The 15,937-nt window shown below is 64.5% G+C and carries 17 protein-coding genes and 2 tRNA genes; 14 read left to right on the top strand and 5 right to left on the bottom strand.

The window, feature by feature from the left end:
* Window positions 1-70 precede the first annotated feature (70 nt).
* From BRAD285_RS12015 to BRAD285_RS12030, 4 genes are all read left to right on the top strand, one after another.
* The gene (locus BRAD285_RS12015; protein ID WP_006612914.1) at window positions 71-454 is read left to right on the top strand and encodes a hypothetical protein; all 384 of its coding nucleotides are present in this window, start codon (window positions 71-73) and stop codon (window positions 452-454) included.
* 162 nt (window positions 455-616) lie between these two features.
* Window positions 617-1,063, top strand: a complete 447-nt coding sequence (locus BRAD285_RS12020) for a hypothetical protein (RefSeq protein ID WP_006612913.1) — start codon at window positions 617-619, stop codon at window positions 1,061-1,063.
* A 284-nt stretch (window positions 1,064-1,347) separates the two neighbouring features.
* A complete protein-coding gene (locus BRAD285_RS12025) occupies window positions 1,348-2,076 on the top strand; it encodes an outer membrane protein (protein ID WP_006612912.1) in 729 nt (242 codons plus the stop codon).
* Between the two features lie 201 nt (window positions 2,077-2,277).
* Complete coding sequence (locus BRAD285_RS12030) at window positions 2,278-2,517, top strand: hypothetical protein (RefSeq protein WP_035647062.1); 240 nt, start codon at window positions 2,278-2,280, stop codon at window positions 2,515-2,517.
* Window positions 2,518-2,728: 211 nt separating this feature from the next.
* Here BRAD285_RS12030 and BRAD285_RS12035 read toward each other — a convergent pair whose 3' ends face one another.
* The gene (locus tag BRAD285_RS12035; protein ID WP_006612910.1) at window positions 2,729-2,977 is read right to left on the bottom strand and encodes a hypothetical protein; all 249 of its coding nucleotides are present in this window, start codon (window positions 2,975-2,977) and stop codon (window positions 2,729-2,731) included.
* Between the two features lie 180 nt (window positions 2,978-3,157).
* Here BRAD285_RS12035 and BRAD285_RS12040 point away from each other — a divergent pair, with 180 nt between their 5' ends.
* Complete coding sequence (locus tag BRAD285_RS12040) at window positions 3,158-3,265, top strand: hypothetical protein (RefSeq protein WP_035647070.1); 108 nt, start codon at window positions 3,158-3,160, stop codon at window positions 3,263-3,265.
* A 46-nt stretch (window positions 3,266-3,311) separates the two neighbouring features.
* Here BRAD285_RS12040 and BRAD285_RS12045 read toward each other — a convergent pair whose 3' ends face one another.
* The 3 genes from BRAD285_RS12045 to BRAD285_RS12055 form a co-directional block, all read right to left on the bottom strand.
* Window positions 3,312-3,827, bottom strand: a complete 516-nt coding sequence (locus BRAD285_RS12045) for a hypothetical protein (RefSeq protein ID WP_006612909.1) — start codon at window positions 3,825-3,827, stop codon at window positions 3,312-3,314.
* Between the two features lie 278 nt (window positions 3,828-4,105).
* Window positions 4,106-4,180: transfer RNA gene (locus BRAD285_RS12050), tRNA-Thr, on the bottom strand.
* A gap of 223 nt (window positions 4,181-4,403) precedes the next feature.
* Window positions 4,404-4,883 (bottom strand): hypothetical protein, encoded by a 480-nt coding sequence (locus BRAD285_RS12055; RefSeq protein ID WP_006612908.1) that lies wholly within the window; start codon window positions 4,881-4,883, stop codon window positions 4,404-4,406.
* A gap of 288 nt (window positions 4,884-5,171) precedes the next feature.
* Between BRAD285_RS12055 and BRAD285_RS12060 the strand changes: the two genes are divergently transcribed.
* Both BRAD285_RS12060 and BRAD285_RS12065 read left to right on the top strand, forming a co-directional pair.
* Window positions 5,172-5,630, top strand: a complete 459-nt coding sequence (locus tag BRAD285_RS12060) for a hypothetical protein (RefSeq protein WP_006612907.1) — start codon at window positions 5,172-5,174, stop codon at window positions 5,628-5,630.
* 54 nt (window positions 5,631-5,684) lie between these two features.
* Window positions 5,685-6,191 carry a hypothetical protein gene (locus BRAD285_RS12065; protein ID WP_006612906.1) on the top strand — a complete coding sequence of 169 codons (507 nt, stop codon included), beginning with the start codon at window positions 5,685-5,687 and terminating at the stop codon, window positions 6,189-6,191.
* A gap of 58 nt (window positions 6,192-6,249) precedes the next feature.
* Here BRAD285_RS12065 and rlmB read toward each other — a convergent pair whose 3' ends face one another.
* Window positions 6,250-7,092: a 23S rRNA (guanosine(2251)-2'-O)-methyltransferase RlmB gene (rlmB, locus tag BRAD285_RS12070; protein WP_035647060.1), complete on the bottom strand. Its 843-nt coding sequence runs from the start codon at window positions 7,090-7,092 to the stop codon at window positions 6,250-6,252.
* A 235-nt stretch (window positions 7,093-7,327) separates the two neighbouring features.
* Between rlmB and BRAD285_RS12075 the strand changes: the two genes are divergently transcribed.
* The 7 genes from BRAD285_RS12075 to BRAD285_RS12105 all read left to right on the top strand — a co-directional run bounded on the left by BRAD285_RS12075 (window position 7,328) and on the right by BRAD285_RS12105 (window position 15,812).
* Window positions 7,328-7,413: transfer RNA gene (locus BRAD285_RS12075), tRNA-Tyr, on the top strand.
* 93 nt (window positions 7,414-7,506) lie between these two features.
* On the top strand, window positions 7,507-8,502 hold the full coding sequence (locus BRAD285_RS12080) for an IS5 family transposase (protein ID WP_087877644.1): 996 nt from the start codon (window positions 7,507-7,509) through the stop codon (window positions 8,500-8,502).
* A gap of 232 nt (window positions 8,503-8,734) precedes the next feature.
* Window positions 8,735-10,294 carry a TolC family outer membrane protein gene (locus BRAD285_RS12085; RefSeq protein WP_006615686.1) on the top strand — a complete coding sequence of 520 codons (1,560 nt, stop codon included), beginning with the start codon at window positions 8,735-8,737 and terminating at the stop codon, window positions 10,292-10,294.
* 152 nt (window positions 10,295-10,446) lie between these two features.
* Window positions 10,447-12,744: a type I secretion system permease/ATPase gene (locus tag BRAD285_RS12090; protein WP_139020743.1), complete on the top strand. Its 2,298-nt coding sequence runs from the start codon at window positions 10,447-10,449 to the stop codon at window positions 12,742-12,744.
* A gap of 1 nt (window position 12,745) precedes the next feature.
* The gene (locus BRAD285_RS12095; RefSeq protein ID WP_006615684.1) at window positions 12,746-14,080 is read left to right on the top strand and encodes an HlyD family type I secretion periplasmic adaptor subunit; all 1,335 of its coding nucleotides are present in this window, start codon (window positions 12,746-12,748) and stop codon (window positions 14,078-14,080) included.
* A 441-nt stretch (window positions 14,081-14,521) separates the two neighbouring features.
* On the top strand, window positions 14,522-15,379 hold the full coding sequence (locus tag BRAD285_RS12100) for a transglutaminase-like cysteine peptidase (RefSeq protein ID WP_244422413.1): 858 nt from the start codon (window positions 14,522-14,524) through the stop codon (window positions 15,377-15,379).
* An 82-nt stretch (window positions 15,380-15,461) separates the two neighbouring features.
* Window positions 15,462-15,812: a hypothetical protein gene (locus BRAD285_RS12105; RefSeq protein ID WP_035648999.1), complete on the top strand. Its 351-nt coding sequence runs from the start codon at window positions 15,462-15,464 to the stop codon at window positions 15,810-15,812.
* The last annotated feature ends 125 nt before the right edge of the window (window positions 15,813-15,937 follow it).

The raw sequence follows: 15,937 nt of genomic DNA on the forward strand, positions 1-15,937 counted from the left end.
TCGTTTCCATGATCACGAGCCCATCCGCATTGGATGGTGCCTTGCAGATCTTCACATCACGGAGACGACCATGCTGAAGACCATGTCCGTTGCACTGCTCGCCGCGTCGATCCTGGCTGCGCCCGCCTTCGCTGCAGGCCCTGCAAAAACCGATGCTTCCGCGAAGTCGACCCAGACCACCGGCACGTCGACCGGTAAGACCGAGATCAACAAGACCGACGCGAGCAAGACCGACGCGAAGGCCGGCACCGCGCAGACCGGTGACAAGACCAACGAGATGAAGTCGACGGTCGGCAAGGCCAAGGGCAAGCCGCACGCCTCGCTGCTTCGGCACACCCATCGGCATACCGCGCATCTCCGCCATCACGACAAGGTGAAGGTCCAGCATGCGTCCGCCGCCGCCCACAAGAAGGTGAGCCTTAAGCGCGTGACGCCGGCGACCCGCCGCGGCTGATCGGCTGAGGGCCATCATCCGACCGACGCTCGTATTGCCGCCGGCACGCTTCCCGCGTGACCGGCGGCAGCGGTTTGACGACGCTGTGAGGCCGAGTGGATTTCCTGTTCGCGGGCTTTCGGCTAGAAGCTGACGAGGAGAGGTCTTGCAGAGTTGCGCGCGGTGGGGATGGGGAGAACGAGCTGGTGGCCGTCGGCCGCGCTGGCATTGCTGCTGGCGGGCTGCGCGAGCGGCGATCCCGCCGCGTTCATGAGCGAGGACAATCGCGCCATATCCTATACCGGCGACCGTGGTGTCTCCGGCCAGCCGTTTCCGGCAAACTATCGCGCCGAGCTCCTGGCCTATCTCAGGACCTATCTGAACAATCCGGTCGGAGTGCGCGAGGGCGTGCTGGCCGAGCCGGTGCAGCGGACGGTCGGCGGTCGCCTGCGCTATGTCAGCTGCCTCCGCTATGCGGCGCGCGAGTCCGACGGCAGCTACCGCCCGGCCAAGGAGCGCGCGGCGATCTTTGTCGATGGGCGGTTTGACCGGCTGCTCGAGGAGGCCGGCGAGCTCTGTGCCGGATCGACCTATGCGGCCTTCCCCGAGCTGGCGGCCCTGACGCGCTAGCAAGGGCGTCAGCGGCAGATCTGCCACGTCGTCGCAGCGGCTTGCGGGCAGGGCGGCGCAATCACAATTTAAGGATAGGTTCAAACGCTTTGCCGCCTCGGTGCGACCAAATGTCGGGCGAGGCGTCAGCTTCACGAAATCTTCGGGAAGCCTATGGAACAAAAGGCCTTTGTTGCCCCCTGGTGACACGCGCTGGACAATCACAGCTGCGTCACCGCCACCGGGCAACCCAAATGCGGCCACGATGTTCGATAGATGTCGCAAATGAATAACGGGGATGTCCCATGAAACGCGTTTTTCTGAGTGCAGTGGCTCTGACCGCCTTGGCTTCGACGGTTGCCGCCGTGCCGGCGTTGGCTGCCGACATGCCCGCGCGCACCTACACCAAGGCGCCGCCTTTGACCCCGCCGCAGGCGATCTACGACTGGACCGGGTTCTATATCGGCGGCCATCTCGGCGGGGCGTTCGCCGCGAATAACAGCCTCGACGGCAACAACGGGCGCTTCCTCGGCGGCGTCCAGGGCGGCTTCGACTACCAGTTCGCGCCGAACTGGGTGCTGGGTATCGAGGCCCAGTACAGCTGGATGGACCGCAACACGACCAATTTCGGCTTCCCTGGCGCGACGGTCGTGAGCTCGACCGGCGCCAACCAGCTCGGCTCGGTGACCGGTCGGCTCGGCTACACCTGGGGGCCGGCCATGGTCTATGCCAAGGGCGGTTACGCCTGGCGTGACGGCAATGGCCTGGGCGTGAACGTCGCCGGCGTGCCGGCGGGCTTCACCACTTCCGGCAACAGCAAGGACGGCTACACGGTCGGCGCCGGCCTCGAATACATGTTCGCCCCGAACTGGTCGGCCAAGGCCGAGTACCAGTACTACAATTTCGGCAATACGACTTTCACGGGTGGACCGGCTCCGATCGTGGGCAGCCGCTTCAACAACGAGGACCATACGGTGAAGGTCGGCGTGAACTACCGCTTCGGTTGGGGCGGTCCGGTCGCCAGCAAGTATTGACCGTCGGGCCGGCGCTCCCGCGTCACCACGGCGACGTCAATTTGTCTCACGCCCGCGCCTTGGCGCGGGCGTTTTGCTGCGGGGAGTGTGGCCGGCGAGGTGTCGGTGGCTCTCACGCAGTGCAAAAAAATTTTCAAACCTTCGTGAAACTTTCGCCACCACTTGTTATTATGAGTCCGCCGGTTTGATGGATCATCCCACATGCGTATCTTGTTGTCCGTGCTGTTGTTGTCGGCGGCTGTTTTGCCGTGCTCCGCCCAGACCGTCCTGAAGTCCGAACCTCTGATGCTGGCGCCCTATGAAGTGGCGCTGGTGCAAGCCGCGTCCTGCCCGTTGGGTAAGGTGCTGAAGGTGACCGGTGCGATCCGCGGTCTCAGCCGCAAGCGTGCCTGTGTCGCACTTCCCTCCGAAACCGCCTCGCTGGCCACGGCCACGCCGTAAGGTCCGGATGTCATCACGACGCTTCCGGCGGACAGCCTAGCTGCCCGCCGATTGCGGTGTCGTCAGTCGCAAAAGCCTGCTGAAAATCGTCAGAGGTGCGTCGGCGCGGTCCCTCCCATGGAGGATCGCGGTTGAATCGTCCGCTTATCTGATCAGGGCGAAAATCGAGGGCGTCGCCAGGGGCAGGCGCCCCTGGCGTGATGTCCCTCGCTCAGGAGGCGTAGGGGATGTTGAACTCCTGGTCGGCCTCGACGCGGTTCTGCCAGGGATCCTCTTCCGGCTCGGCCGCACACGGCCTGATCTCGTAGTCGTTGTCGAGCTGCAGATGCCCGGCCTCGCGCCGCGCGTTGATCATCACATCCACCACCAGTCCGCTTTGCCGTGCCAGCCGCCAGACGTCAGCCTCGGTCGGATAGGCCTTGCTCAACTTGGCCTCGTTGCAAAACAGGGCATAGGGCATTCCAAACGGCTCCAAAGAAGCGAAGGATGAACCAACGATGAACAGGGGTTGTAGCGAGACACGGGCGTGTTCGCGGCCGGAAAGTGGCCTTTTCGGCCGCGCGAGTCGTAAACGAGTCCTAAATTTTTGGAAAAAGAATCCGTGGGACTCCGGGGCTAGAATCGCCAGATGGTTAAGTCCATGGGAACCGATCTCCACATCTTCTGCGGGCGGATCCAGCTGACGCTCGCTTTTGGATTGTTGCTGGCTTTTGTCGCCAATGTGGCGACGTTGTGCGCCTGGCTGTGAGCCGGCGCGCCTCTCTCATGGGCTTGAGCCGACGAGAACGGCGAGCTCACTCTTCGGGGAGTACCGTCCCCTCGGCAGTGGCCTTCAATCGTGCAAGCGTTGCGCTGAAATATTCCTGCCGCTCGCGGTTGAAGCGCTCCTGATGGGCACGGAAACGGGCGACACGGGCGCGAATCTCCGCCTGCATGTCGCGCTGCAGATCAAGCTGCGATGCTATGCTGGTGAAGCGCCCGGGACCAGAACCGGTTTGGGCGGCTGGCGACTGCAGAGCAGGGGACTCCTGTCCCCGCACCTTGGCCAACTCATAGCTCTCTGCCGGCGCTGGATCCGCCACACCGTTCAAATCCCCGACCGGGAACTCTTGATCCCCAGGCTTTGCAGCCGTCGGTTGGGCCGCAATCGACGCCGCGCGGGAGGTCGGTGCCTGCTGGGAGGCGACGGGCGGCGCGACCGGAATGGCGGGGACTTCGAACTTGGAGAAGTCGGCCGGCTTGCCGGTGACCGATTGCACGAAGGCCATGGTCTGCGCGATCAGCGCATCACGCTCTTCCTTCCACGTCATGACGATGTCCCCCAGAAGGCCGCAATTGCAACAAATGGCTGTCGCTAAATCAAGTTGATGGACCAGTGACTTCTGGGGATAAGCGCGAGTCCTGGTTGAGATGTGGCAATATTGTTGCCACAGTTTGAACCCGTTTCGTCCCCGCCCGCCGAAGCCGGTAGCCTCAATGCGATTCCGTGCAGATGGTTCCTAGGAGTGAGCGTGGCTCGACAGCAGGCGTGAGAGACCGAGTCATCCGGCAGAACGCCAGCCGGTGCGGAGCGAGTCGTGGTTGTCACTGGTGCCGGCTGAGGGGATTGAACCCCCGACCTTCGGTTTACAAAACCGCTGCTCTACCGCTGAGCTAAGCCGGCGAATGCATGCTGACGCGGACGATGCAGAAATGATCGTAACCCGCTGATGTCAGATACCCGGTGCGGGCCGTTCCTAGCAGAGTTGGCGCGGCGAGGCTACACCCGCCGCGGCCGCAGGGAGCGGGACAATCGGAGGCTGGGCGAGCGAGGATGCTGGCGACTGCCTCCAAAAAGTAAAGGGGGCGGCCGTTTGGCCACCCCCGGACGATCAAGCAAGCGAGGCTTACTGGCAGATGTGCATCAGCCCGTCGCCGCCCTTGAACATCGTGCCCGGACGGCAGACCAGGCCGTTGCGCGTGGCGTAGCTGTCCCAATTTCCGTAGTAACCGTTCTGGCCGCGATCATAGGTCGGCTGGCCGAAGCGGTACGGGCCGGGATCATAGGCGTAGGCGTCGGCCGTGCGGAATGGGGCTGTGGCGATGGCGCCGGCCGTGCCGATGGCAGCTCCAGCCACCCCGGCGGCGGCGCCGACCGCGCCGGCAGCGATGTCGGCCGGCCAGAAGCCGGTGCCGCGGCGATTCCAATCGTTATTCCAACCATTATTATTCCAGCCATTGTTCCAGCCGCCGTCGGCGCGCTGCTGCTGCATCATCGCGGCGTCCTGGCGGGCCATGTGGTGGCGGTGGTGCATGTCGCGCGCCATGGCCGGTGCGGCCAGCGCCGTCGCGAGCACGGCAGCCCCGAGAATTGCAGATCTGATCATGGAATGACTCCGTCGTTGCGCCCCGACTGCTAAGTACAAGCGGGCTTTGCCGTTCCGCAGTGCTCACGATGTTTTTGCACGGCAACTGCGATGCGCTCGGAGAGATATTCGCGGGACGTGGCGCGCTCAGCTGATGAGCGGGCATTAACCTTGCCCAGTGAACCCGTCCGGCGCCTTAACCCGAACGAATCGCCCGCGCGTTAGCCTTACCGGCAGATTGATGCGCGCGCTTAACCCATGACGAGGCGCGTTGCGGTATTTGTAGCATGGCAACCGGGGCGTGAATTCATGCGTATTGCAACGGCTCTTGCGATCTTGATCGGGACGGCGTCCGCCTCGCTTGCGAGCGAGGGGTTCGAGATCGTGATTCCGCAACGGCCGGGCGTGCCGGTCGTGATCAACGGCATCGATGCGTCCTATGCCGTGGTCGAAGGTCAGTATGGGCTGGGCAGGGGCAACTACATGCAGCCGCAAATCTATGGCGGACGGCCGGTCGACCCCGAACCTTATGTCGGTCACTATTATCCGACGCTCGGCTCGAAGCCGGGCTACGGTCGAATGGAGATCGAGCCGCCGGCGAACCGCAAGCTGCCGAAGCCGGCCGAAAGCTATTCCCGCTCCTGGGGCGCGCAGTCGCAGATGCAGCCGGCCGAGCCGCCAGTGCCGATGTATCCACCCGCGGTGATCGTCGCGCCGGAAGGCGACCCGCGCGGCTACGACAATCTGCCCCGAGACTATCGTCGCTAAAATCGAACCATCGACAACGAGATCAAACAAAAATCAGATCATCAGGAGAGAGTCATGCGTCATACGATTTCAGGACTTGTTGCCATCGCCGGCCTCGCCCTTGCGGGAAGCGCGCCCGCCATGGCCTGCGGCTATTCGTCCTGCGCGCCGTGCGGCTATGCGAGCCCGTGCGCGCCGACCGTCACCTACCAGCCGACCGTGACGTACCAGCCGACGGTCACCTATCAGCCGACCTATACCTATCAGCCCGGCTACACCTATGGTGCGTATGGAGCGGCCGGCTGCGGCAGCTGCGGCGCCACCTATGAGCGCCTGCCGGAGCCGACCCGTCAGTATTATTATGTGAACCAGGGCCCGACCTATAGCGGTCCTGGCGCGTTCGCGCCGTATCCGGCCTATGAGGAGCGCGCGCTGCCGGTGTATCGCTATCATCACCGCCACCACGCCTATGAGGCGACCCGCGTCGCGCCCGAAGTGGTGTACGCCCAGCCGCATGCCGGCTATCGCTGGGGCGCCTCGTCTTACTATCACGGCCGTCGCGTGCTGCGCCGCTACTACTGATCTTCCAGGTCAATACTTGTCGCAAACGCCCGTGCGCAGCCTGCGCGCGGGCGTTTCGCTATTTGGCCATCAGTCCGAGCCGGCTTGCGCCGACATAGAGCGCGAGCACCGCGGCATTTGAGACGTTGAGGCTCTTGATCGCGCCGGGCATGTCGAGCCGCGCGACCACGCTGCAGGTCTCGCGCGTGAGCTGGCGCAGGCCCTTGCCCTCAGCACCGAGCACCAATGCCAGCGGCTGGCGCAGCGGCACCGCGGCGATGTCGGCATCGCCGGCGCTGTCGAGCCCGACGGTCTGAAAGCCCCGCTCATTGAGCCGGGTGAGGGCGCGGGCGAGGTTCTGCACCGTGATGATCGGCACCAGCTCGAGCGCGCCCGAGGCGGATTTGGCCAGCACGCCGGTTGCCTCCGGGCTATGCCGCGCGGTGGTCACGATGGCCTTGACGTCGAAGGCGGCCGCCGAGCGCAGAATGGCGCCGACGTTATGAGGATCGGTGATCTGGTCGAGCACCAGGATCAGGCCCTCGGGCGCCAGCGTGTCGATATCGGGCGAGGGCAGGGGATCGGCCTCGGCGAGCAGGCCCTGGTGCACCGCGTCGGGGCCGAGCCGCTGGTCGATCTGGCTGGGACGCACGATCTCGGGCGCGACCCGGGTCTCGATGCCTTCATCGGCGAGCCGGCGCGCGGCGTTCTCCGTCAGATAGAGCTTGCGGATGGTCCGGTTCGGATTGGCCAGCGCCAGGCTCACGGTGTGCCAGCCATAGAGAATGACGGGGCCGTCCGAGCCGGCCTCGCGCTCCCACCGGCCGTGCGGCCGCTCGAAGCCGCGGGGCTTGGCGGAGAATTTGCCGGGAGATTTGCCGCCTTGGCGGCGAAACGGGGGCTTGCGGTCGCGTTCGCTCATGGCGTGAGCTTCTGTCACGGCCGGCGGATTCTGGCAATTTGGCACCGGCGACTTGGAAAAAACCGGCTTGGGAAAATTCGTCGTCCCTTGGTTGACTTTGAGGGGCCGGTTCGATCATAAGGGCCCCGGTCGCGCGCGCCCCTTCATCCGGGCCCCCGCGGCCTTACCGTCTTCATGGCGCTGATGGTCACTCAACCGCTGTTTTCCGCGGCCGGCCTTCAACTGCCATCGATACGGGGGAGTGTCCCGAGTGGCAAAGGGAGCTGACTGTAAATCAGCCGCCTCATGGCTTCGCAGGTTCGAGTCCTGCCTCCCCCACCATTGATCCACGTTAGCCATTTCCCCCATTCTGAGGGCTTTGCGCAATTGCAGCTTCGTGATTCGATGATTTTATCGTGAGTCGGGGCGAAAATCATGGTCGAGCGCAATGTCGGACAGATGAGCCTGGCGGACAGCTTGGTTCGTAAGTCGCGAAGCAGCATCCTGGACGAAGTCGGCGCTGTGGTGGACTGGGCGCCGTTGCGGTCGCTGCTCGGCAAGCGAGGTGGCGACGGCGCTGGTAACAGCAGCTATCCGGCGGAGGTCCTGCTGCGGTGTTTGCTCGCCGGAATCTGGCACAATTTGTCCGATCCGGCGCTGGAAGCTGCCATTGCGGACCGTCTGTCGTTCCGTCGCTTTGTCGGCCTCAGCCTGCACGACCGCACGCCGGATCACACCACGCTGTGGAGGTTCAGGCAGGAACTTGCCAAGGATGGACTAATTGAGAAGATATTCGAGGAGATCAACCGTCAGTTCGAAGCCAAGCATCTGATCTTGAAGCAGGGCACCCTCGTGGATGCCTCATTGATTCCGGCTCGTGCGAGACCGCCTCGAAAGGCGTCCAAAGAGCGAGAGGAGACCCCGCCAAAGCCCTCTGTCGACCCCGATGCGAAGTGGGGAAAGAAAGGCAAAAAGAGCGTGTTCGGCTATAAGATCCACACCGGCGTGGATGCGGGTCACACGATCATTCGCCGCATTCATATGACGGATGCCTCGGTCACGGACACCAAGCCCGCGGATCGGCTCTTCTGCGGTGACGAGAAAGCGGTTTATGGCGATCAGGCTTACTACACCCATCGCCGGCATGCGCGCCTGAAGAAGGCTGGCATCAAGGACCGTTTGATGCACCGGGCGAACAAGCATCACGCACTTACAGCCCGGCAAAAGCAGCGCAATAAATTGATCGCAAAGGTGCGCGCAGAGGTTGAAAGACCCTATGCGGTTCTCAAGGAACAATATGGTCTGCGGCGCATGCGCTTCTTCGATTACACGCGCAACAAGGTGCATGTTGTTCTTGCATGCTGTGCCTACAACCTGCGTCGCGTCGCGGGTATCCTATCCTCACCACGGGAGAGGTATGCCTGCAGATGAAAAATCATGGGGATGGGCACGCAGAATGCCGCCATAGCAGCCGGTCTCGGCCAAACGACAGAGGCCGACCGCCTTCAAAAAAGCCCACGAGGCTAGATCAGCCTCAATCACCTCTTTGCGCAAAGCCCTCATTCTGACGTAGAGTCGCCAATCTGCAACATCCCGTCGCTTTTTCGTCGGAAGTGTGGCGCGGTTCCTTGCGGGTTGATCGCGGCTTTGTTACCGATCTCGTATGTTGAAGATCATACATTCACTCGGTTTCATATGTGTCGTGGGGATGGGCTTTAGCCCGGCATTTGGGGCAGAACCCTTCACGATTCAGGACGCCATCAATCAGGCGGTGAAGACAAACCCGGGCGTTGGCGAGGCGGCAGCAAACCGTCGCGCCACGGAATCGGAGCTTCGCCAACAGCAGGGAACCCTGCTCCCCCAGGTCCGGCTCGATGCGAGCGCCGGGCCTGAAATGCTCAAGCAATATGTCACGCCCGCGCCGAACAACAACGGTCGCTACCTGCGCGGCCGCGAGGCCAGCGTGGTCGTGCGCCAGCTGCTCTTCGATGGGTTTTCCTCCATCAACGAAGTGTGGCGACAGGCTGCGCGCGTGGACGCGGCTGCGTTCCGCGTGCTCGAGCGCACCGAGCTGATCGGGCTCGATGCCGCCGAGGCTTATGTGGACGTGGTGCGCTACACCACGCTGGTCGGCCTGGCCGAAAAGAATCTCAAGGTTCATCTCGAGCTGCGCAAGAACGTGCTGGCGCGCTTCCAGGGCGGCCGGGCAGGCGAGGGCGATACCCAGCAGGCCGAAGAGCGCGTCGCCGCAGCCCAGGCTGTGCTCGAGGAATTCCGTCTCAGCCTGGAAGTGGCGCGGGCGAAGTATCGCAAGGTCGTCGGTGTCGAGCCGTACAATCTGCGTTTCCCCGGCCGTCTGCCGGACCTCCCGCGGGACAAGGCTGAATCGCTCGACATCGCCTACAAGTTCAATCCGACGCTGCGCGCTGCCGCGGCGGACGTGACGGCCGCCAAGCGTGGCTTCGATGCCACCACCGGCACCTTCCTGCCGACGGTCTCGCTCGAAGGTCGTGCGACCACCGGCAAGGAGTCGGTCACCTACAACAACCGCTATGACGAGGTGAGCGGCAAGGTCGTGGCGTCCTGGGACATCTTTAACGGCGGCCAGAATTCGTGGCGCCGTGAGGAAGCTGCCCAGCGCATGATCCAGGAGCAGCAGAAGCACGCCCGTCTGCAGCGCGATGCGCTGGAGTCGATCGACAAGGCTTGGGCAGCGCGGATCATCACCGCTGATCGTGTCGGGGCCCTGGTTCGTGACGTCGAGGCTGCCCGCCGCACCTTCGTCGCCTACAACAAGGAATACGAGCTCGGCCAGCGTACGCTGATCGACCTCCTGAACTCGCAGAACCAGTATTTCAACGCCAACGTGTCGCTGGTGTCGGCGCGCGGAGTCGTCGTGTTCGCGGACTATCAGCTGCTCGCCGCGATGGGGCAGATGCTGGCCTATCTGAAGACCGGCCATCCGCCGGAGACCGAACCGCTCGACGCATCCGGTGGCTTCATCGGCTATCGCCTGCCGCCGGTGCGACTGAGCGCGCCGTCGCCGGGACCGGAGCCGCTGAACGCTGCAGGTCCGGTGCCGATGTACGGCCAGGACGGTTCGGCGAAACAGCCTACGCCGATCACCTTCGGCGATCGCTGGGCGTCGAGCGATCCTGCGGACTCGCCGCTGTTCGTGACGTCGGGCAAATACGGCGGCTACGGCGGCCCGCTACCGAAGTAGTTAGATCAACTCGAAAGGCTGGTGCAGACCGCGCCAGCCTTTCTCGCTTTCGTATTTACTGTGCTGCGACATACTCACCCCATTACCGGCGAAAACCCCGAAAAACCTGGGGCGTAGCCACAGAATTGGGCTAAACGACAATCATTAGCACAATGCGCTGGGCGCAGGCGCGCGTTGCCTGGCTGGCCCGCTGGATTTTTGAGGCGTCGTTGAATATTCGTCCGACCAGATTTGAGCTGGAAGAGGCGCCCGTGCTGCCGCTGCCCAGCGTATCCGCACCGGCTTCTGATCCTCTCAGTGACAGTCTGCTCTATCTCGCGGCCCATCACGGCCGTGCGCTGAGCCGCAGCGCGCTGCTGTCGGGTTTGCCGCTCGACACCGGCGTGCTCACCGTCGGCCTGTACGATCGTGCTGCGCGGCGCGCCGGACTCGAGGCGCAGCTCGTCGAACGGCCGCTCAGCGAAATTCCCGCTTTGGTGCTGCCGTGCGTGCTGATGTTCCACGACGGCACCACCCGTATCCTGCTGACCATCGATGAGGCGGCCGGCCGCGTCACCATCGTCGACCCCTCGCACAATGAAGCCCCTGCCATCGAGCGCTTCGAGGCGGTTGCGGCCCGCTATGTCGGCTTTGCCTATCTCGTGCGGCCTGCGGCGGTCGCCGATGCGCGCGTCGATGCCGCCGGCGAGGTGCCGAAGACGCATTGGTTCTGGTCCATCGTCAGCCGCTTCGGCGCGAATTACGGACACGTCGCGATCGCGGCCTTCATCGTCAACATCCTGGCGCTGGCCGCGCCGCTGTTCACGATGAGCGTCTACGATCGCGTGATCCCGAACGGCGCCATCCCGTCGCTGGTGGCGCTCGGCATCGGGCTGGCGCTCGCCATCGGCTTCGACTTCCTGCTCAAGGTGGTGCGCAGCCGCATCATCGACATGACCGGCAAGAAGATCGACGTGGTGCTGGCCGCCAACATCTTCGAGCACGTGATGGCGCTAAAGATGGACAAGCGGCCGCCGTCGGTCGGCATCCTCGCCAACCAGATGCGCGACTTCGACTCGGTCCGCGAATTCTTCACCTCCGGCACCGTGGTGTCGGCGACCGACATGCTGTTCGCGGTCGTATTCATCATCGTGCTGTTCGTCATCGCAGGCCCGATCGCCTGGATTCCGTTCTTGATGCTGCCGGTGATGATCGCGGTCGGCCTTCTGATCCAGCGGCCGCTCGACAAGGCGATGCGCAAGATGCAGGCGCAGTCGGCGGCGCGGCACGGCATCCTGGTGGAATCGCTGAACGGCATGGAGACCGTCCGCGCGGTGGCCGGCGAGAGCCGGGTGCAGACCGTCTGGGAGCGCTCGGTGGCGGCGCAGGCGCGCTCCAGCGAGGACGTGCAGTTCTGGGCCTCGATGGCGATGACGGCGGCGTCCGTCGCCAGTCAGCTCTGCAGCCTGCTGCTCGTGGTGGTCGGTGTGTTCCTGATCCTCGACGGCAAGCTCTCGGTCGGTGCGCTGGTCGCGGCCAACATGCTGTCCGGCCGCGTGCTCGGCCCGATCGCCGGCATCGCCGGCCTGATGACGCGCTTCACCCAGACCACGTCGGCGCTGCGCTCGATCGACCGGCTGATGTCGCTGGACCGCGAGCGCCCGCCGGAAAAGATCTACGTCGCGCGCGAGATCAAGCAGGGCCGCATCCAGTTCAAGAATGTCAGCTTCTCCTATCCGGGAAGCCAGGCCAAGGCGCTCGACAACGTCTCCTTCGACATCAAGCCCGGCGAGAAGATCGGCATCATCGGTCGCGTCGGCTCCGGCAAGACCACGGTTGGCCGTCTCGCCACCGCATTCTATCCGCCGACCGAAGGCTCGATCCTGATCGACGGCATCGACATCCAGCAATACGACCCGGCGGATCTGCGCGCCGGCATCGGTTTCGTCTTACAGGACACTGACCTGTTCTACGGCAAGCTGCGCGACAACATCACGCTCGGCCGTCCCGCGGCGACCGATGAGGAGGTGCTGGAGGCGGCGCGGCTCGCCGGCGTCGAGAGCTTCATCGCCGGCCATCCGCAGGGCTATGAGATGATGATCGCCGAGGGCGGTCGCAGCCTCTCGGGCGGGCAGAAGCAGGCCATCGGGCTCGCCCGCGTTCTCATCCGCAAGCCGCGCGTGCTGTTCCTCGACGAGCCGACTGCGCATTTCGACGTCCGCAGCGAGGGCGAATTCCTCGAGCGGCTGAGAGTTTTGGCCAAGGGCGACAAGGCCGGCGAGATGTCGATCATCGTCTCGACGCATCGGCCGTCGCTGCTGTCGCTGGTCGACCGCATCCTCGTGTTCGATTCCGGCAAGATCGTCGCCGATGGGCCGACCGCGCAGATCCTCACCATGCTGCGTCCGCAGCCGCCTGCGGCGGCGCAGAACGCGACGGCAGCGGTGAAGCCGGTGCAGGGCGCGAAGTAACATGTCGCACAGTGATTTCGCCTTCTCCAACGACATCCGCGCGGCGATCGAGCTGCGCACGCCGAAGACGGCGCGGATGCTGCTGTTCGCCTCGCTCGGCCTGTTCTTCACCTTTTTGATCTGGGCGCATTTCGCCGTGCTCGACGAGGTCAAGCGCGGCAACGGCAAGGTCGTGCCGTCGCGCCAGACCCAGGTGGTGCAGTCGCTGGAAGGCGGCATCATCGCCGACCTGCTGGTGCAGGAGGGCGCGATCGTCGAGAAGGACCAGCCGCTGGCGCGGATCGAGGACACCAATTTCGCCTCGCAGTTCGGCGAGATTCGCGAGCGCCGCGGCGCGATGGCGGCGCGCGTCATCCGGCTCGCGGCGGAGACCGAGGGCCGCAGCCCGGTCGTGTTTCCCGACGACCTCGTCGCCGACGCTCCGCGCGCGGTGCAGAGCGAGCGCGCCGTGTTCGACGCCCATGCCCGCAAGCTGGCGCAGGACATCGACGTCGTGCAGCAGCAGGAGCAGCAGAAGAGCAAGGAGATCGACGAGCTCCGGGCGACCGAGAAGCGCTTCTCGGAGACGCTCGCGCTGCTCAATCGCGAGCTCGGCCTGACCCGCAAGCTCTATGAGCAGAAGGTGGTGCCGGAGATCGAGATGCTGCGCGCCGACCGCCAGGCCACCGACATGCGCGGCCAGCTCGCGGTCGTCCAAGCCAGCATCGTCAAGACGGAAGCCGCCGTGCAGGAAGCGCGGGCCCGCCGGCTGAACATCGTCACCGCCTTCCGCGCCCAGGCCGAGGACGACCTCGCCAAGTCCCGCGGCGATCTCGCCGTGCTCGACGAGAACATCAAGTCGGCCCAGGACCGCGTGCGGCGGACCGAGCTGCGCTCGCCGGTGCGTGGCATCGTCAATCGCGTCAACGTCACCACCATCGGTGCGGTCGTCGCGCCCGGCGCCAGCCTGATGGAGATCACGCCGCTCGACGACACGCTGCTGGTGGAGGGCCGCATCCGGCCGCAGGACATCGCCTTCATCCGTCCCAACCATGAGGCGGTGGTCAAGCTCAGCGCCTATGATTCCTCGGTGTATGGCTCGCTGCACGGTCGCGTCGAGCGCATCAGCGCCGACACCATCACCGACGAGAAGGGCGACAAGAACGAGCGCGGCGAGACCTTCTATCGCGTGATGGTGCGCACGGAGAAGAACCATCTCGGCACCGCGGAGCAGCCGCTTCCGATCATTCCGGGCATGGTCGCGACTGTGGAGATCCTGACCGGCAAGAAGTCGGTGCTGGACTATCTGGTCAAGCCGGCCCGCATGCTGCGCGATGAGGCGCTGCGCGAGCGCTGAGCGTGTCGCGCAAGCCGGCTGTGGCGGCCGATGGCCGCCAGGGCGGTCGGCAAGCGGTATCTGAGGACTTACCGGCTGCGGCGGTTCTTTTGCATGTCGCTGCGCTCCCGTGGGGCAACGGCGTCCCGAAAATACCTACAATTTGATACGGTCTGGTGCGGCGCTGTTAGTCGCATCGGCAAACATGGCCGCCCCGATCAGCCCCGTTTAACCGGCCCGAAGCAGCGCCGGCTCTATCCCTGATCCCCATAACGACCGGGACAGGGACCGACACGAGATGTCGGCCGATGCCCCGGAGCATACGGGGCGTCAGTGATGTTGCGGATCGATCGGCCGCGGGGATTCCCGCGCGCGCTAGGGCTTGCGCTTGCCTTCTCGGTAGCGGCCGGCTGTGCCGGTGTCGCGTCCGCCGAGACGTCGGCTCGCAGAGACCAGCGGGGGATGGCCGAGCCAGCTCTGTCCGTGCCGCCGCCCGTCCGCTTCTTCACCATCAATTCCGTGCTCGCCAAGCATGACGGCCTGCGCCGCGCGGCCTCTGGACCGGTTGAAGTGGCGTCGACCGACGTGGCAACGCGCGCTGGGATCAGCAGCGACGCGCCGCAAGGACCCGCTCTGGCAGCGCCGAGCGACGAACCCTTCGGCTTGATGACCTTCCGCGCGCCCGAAGGCCTGTTGTGGATCAAATGGCGTGGTGTTCAGGGCGCGATGACCAGCGAGCGGCTCCCGGTCGAGCGGTGCAACGCCGATGACGCGCGCTGCTCGCCGTCGGAGCGCAGCTTCGTGGCGCTGAAGCGGCTGGCTGCTGCGGCCACCGACGCGCGCGTCCGCGCGGAGATCGTCAATCGCGGCGTCAATCAAGCCGTGCGTTATGTCAGCGACGATCAACAGCACGGCTTGCCCGACGTCTGGAGCTCACCGTTGCAGACCCTGCGCACCGGCCTCGGCGACTGCGAGGACTACGCCATCGCCAAATACGCCGTGCTGCTCGCAGCCGGAACGGCGGAAGCCGATCTCAAGCTGCTCCTGGTCCGCGACCTCGCCGTGCGCCAGGACCACGCGGTTCTCGCTGTGCGGATCGACGGCAAATGGCTGGTGCTCGACAATCGCCGTGCCGCCTTGATGGAAGGCCGCGATCTGCAGTCCTTCATGCCGCTGTTTGCGATCGATCATCGCGGCGTCAGCCTATTTGCTGCGCCCTATGCCGAGCGGCTGCACCACGAGAGCGAGAGCGATCTTGCGCCGGCTGCCGAGGCGGAGAGTGGTGGTAGTTGGGGGCAGGGTCCGCCGCTCTTGCTTTAAACTGCGCGGACATGGCGGCTTGTGGAAGAGGCGATTTGCGGTCTTAATGCGCGCGGGGAAGCTGGCGAGCAGAGGGATAGCAGTGAAGATCAAGCAACTCATGATTTCCGGGGCAGTGACCCTGTCGGCACTCGGTGGATTCGTCGGTAGCGCAAAGGCGCATGATCTCATGCTGCCTGGTGCGGCCTTCGCGATCTCCTGCGACAATGGCGGCTCCTACGTGCTGCGCTCTCGTCCCGTGCTCGCGCCGGGACAAATCGTCACAGGCGAGCTGCGCCTCAGTCCGCGTCACGCGATTCCGGTCCGCTTGATCCCGATGGGCGATGGTTACCGTTATGCCGGCCGCGGTGTGTGGCTCGACGGCATCAATGACCAGGCTTTGTTGTACCTGCACAAGTACCAGCCGATCCCCTGCGTCGTCAGCCGTATCTGACTCCGCGCGCATTTTCAGCATTTCAGAAGAATAACCTGCGCCTGCCGCAAATAATTTGCGGCGGGCGAGTTCCATTTGGTCGATTTTGAGGCGTTGCCGCCACATTCGCGCGATGCGCGTATTGC

This window comes from Bradyrhizobium sp. ORS 285 (genome assembly GCF_900176205.1).
Classification (GTDB): Bacteria; Pseudomonadota; Alphaproteobacteria; order Rhizobiales; family Xanthobacteraceae; genus Bradyrhizobium.

Excerpts from the sequence above, each read along its gene's own strand:
- BRAD285_RS12015 (WP_006612914.1), top strand. The coding sequence starts at position 71 with ATGCTGAAGACCATGTCCGTTGCACTGCTCGCCGCGTCGATCCTGGCT.
- BRAD285_RS12025 (WP_006612912.1), top strand. The coding sequence starts at position 1,348 with ATGAAACGCGTTTTTCTGAGTGCAGTGGCTCTGACCGCCTTGGCTTCG.
- BRAD285_RS12030 (WP_035647062.1), top strand. The coding sequence starts at position 2,278 with ATGCGTATCTTGTTGTCCGTGCTGTTGTTGTCGGCGGCTGTTTTGCCG.
- BRAD285_RS12035 (WP_006612910.1), bottom strand. The coding sequence starts at position 2,977 with ATGCCCTATGCCCTGTTTTGCAACGAGGCCAAGTTGAGCAAGGCCTAT.
- BRAD285_RS12040 (WP_035647070.1), top strand. The coding sequence starts at position 3,158 with ATGGGAACCGATCTCCACATCTTCTGCGGGCGGATCCAGCTGACGCTC.
- BRAD285_RS12045 (WP_006612909.1), bottom strand. The coding sequence starts at position 3,827 with ATGACGTGGAAGGAAGAGCGTGATGCGCTGATCGCGCAGACCATGGCC.
- BRAD285_RS12055 (WP_006612908.1), bottom strand. The coding sequence starts at position 4,883 with ATGATCAGATCTGCAATTCTCGGGGCTGCCGTGCTCGCGACGGCGCTG.
- BRAD285_RS12060 (WP_006612907.1), top strand. The coding sequence starts at position 5,172 with ATGCGTATTGCAACGGCTCTTGCGATCTTGATCGGGACGGCGTCCGCC.
- BRAD285_RS12065 (WP_006612906.1), top strand. The coding sequence starts at position 5,685 with ATGCGTCATACGATTTCAGGACTTGTTGCCATCGCCGGCCTCGCCCTT.
- rlmB (WP_035647060.1), bottom strand. The coding sequence starts at position 7,092 with ATGAGCGAACGCGACCGCAAGCCCCCGTTTCGCCGCCAAGGCGGCAAA.
- BRAD285_RS12080 (WP_087877644.1), top strand. The coding sequence starts at position 7,507 with ATGGTCGAGCGCAATGTCGGACAGATGAGCCTGGCGGACAGCTTGGTT.
- BRAD285_RS12085 (WP_006615686.1), top strand. The coding sequence starts at position 8,735 with ATGTTGAAGATCATACATTCACTCGGTTTCATATGTGTCGTGGGGATG.
- BRAD285_RS12090 (WP_139020743.1), top strand. The coding sequence starts at position 10,447 with ATGCGCTGGGCGCAGGCGCGCGTTGCCTGGCTGGCCCGCTGGATTTTT.
- BRAD285_RS12095 (WP_006615684.1), top strand. The coding sequence starts at position 12,746 with ATGTCGCACAGTGATTTCGCCTTCTCCAACGACATCCGCGCGGCGATC.
- BRAD285_RS12100 (WP_244422413.1), top strand. The coding sequence starts at position 14,522 with ATGGCCGAGCCAGCTCTGTCCGTGCCGCCGCCCGTCCGCTTCTTCACC.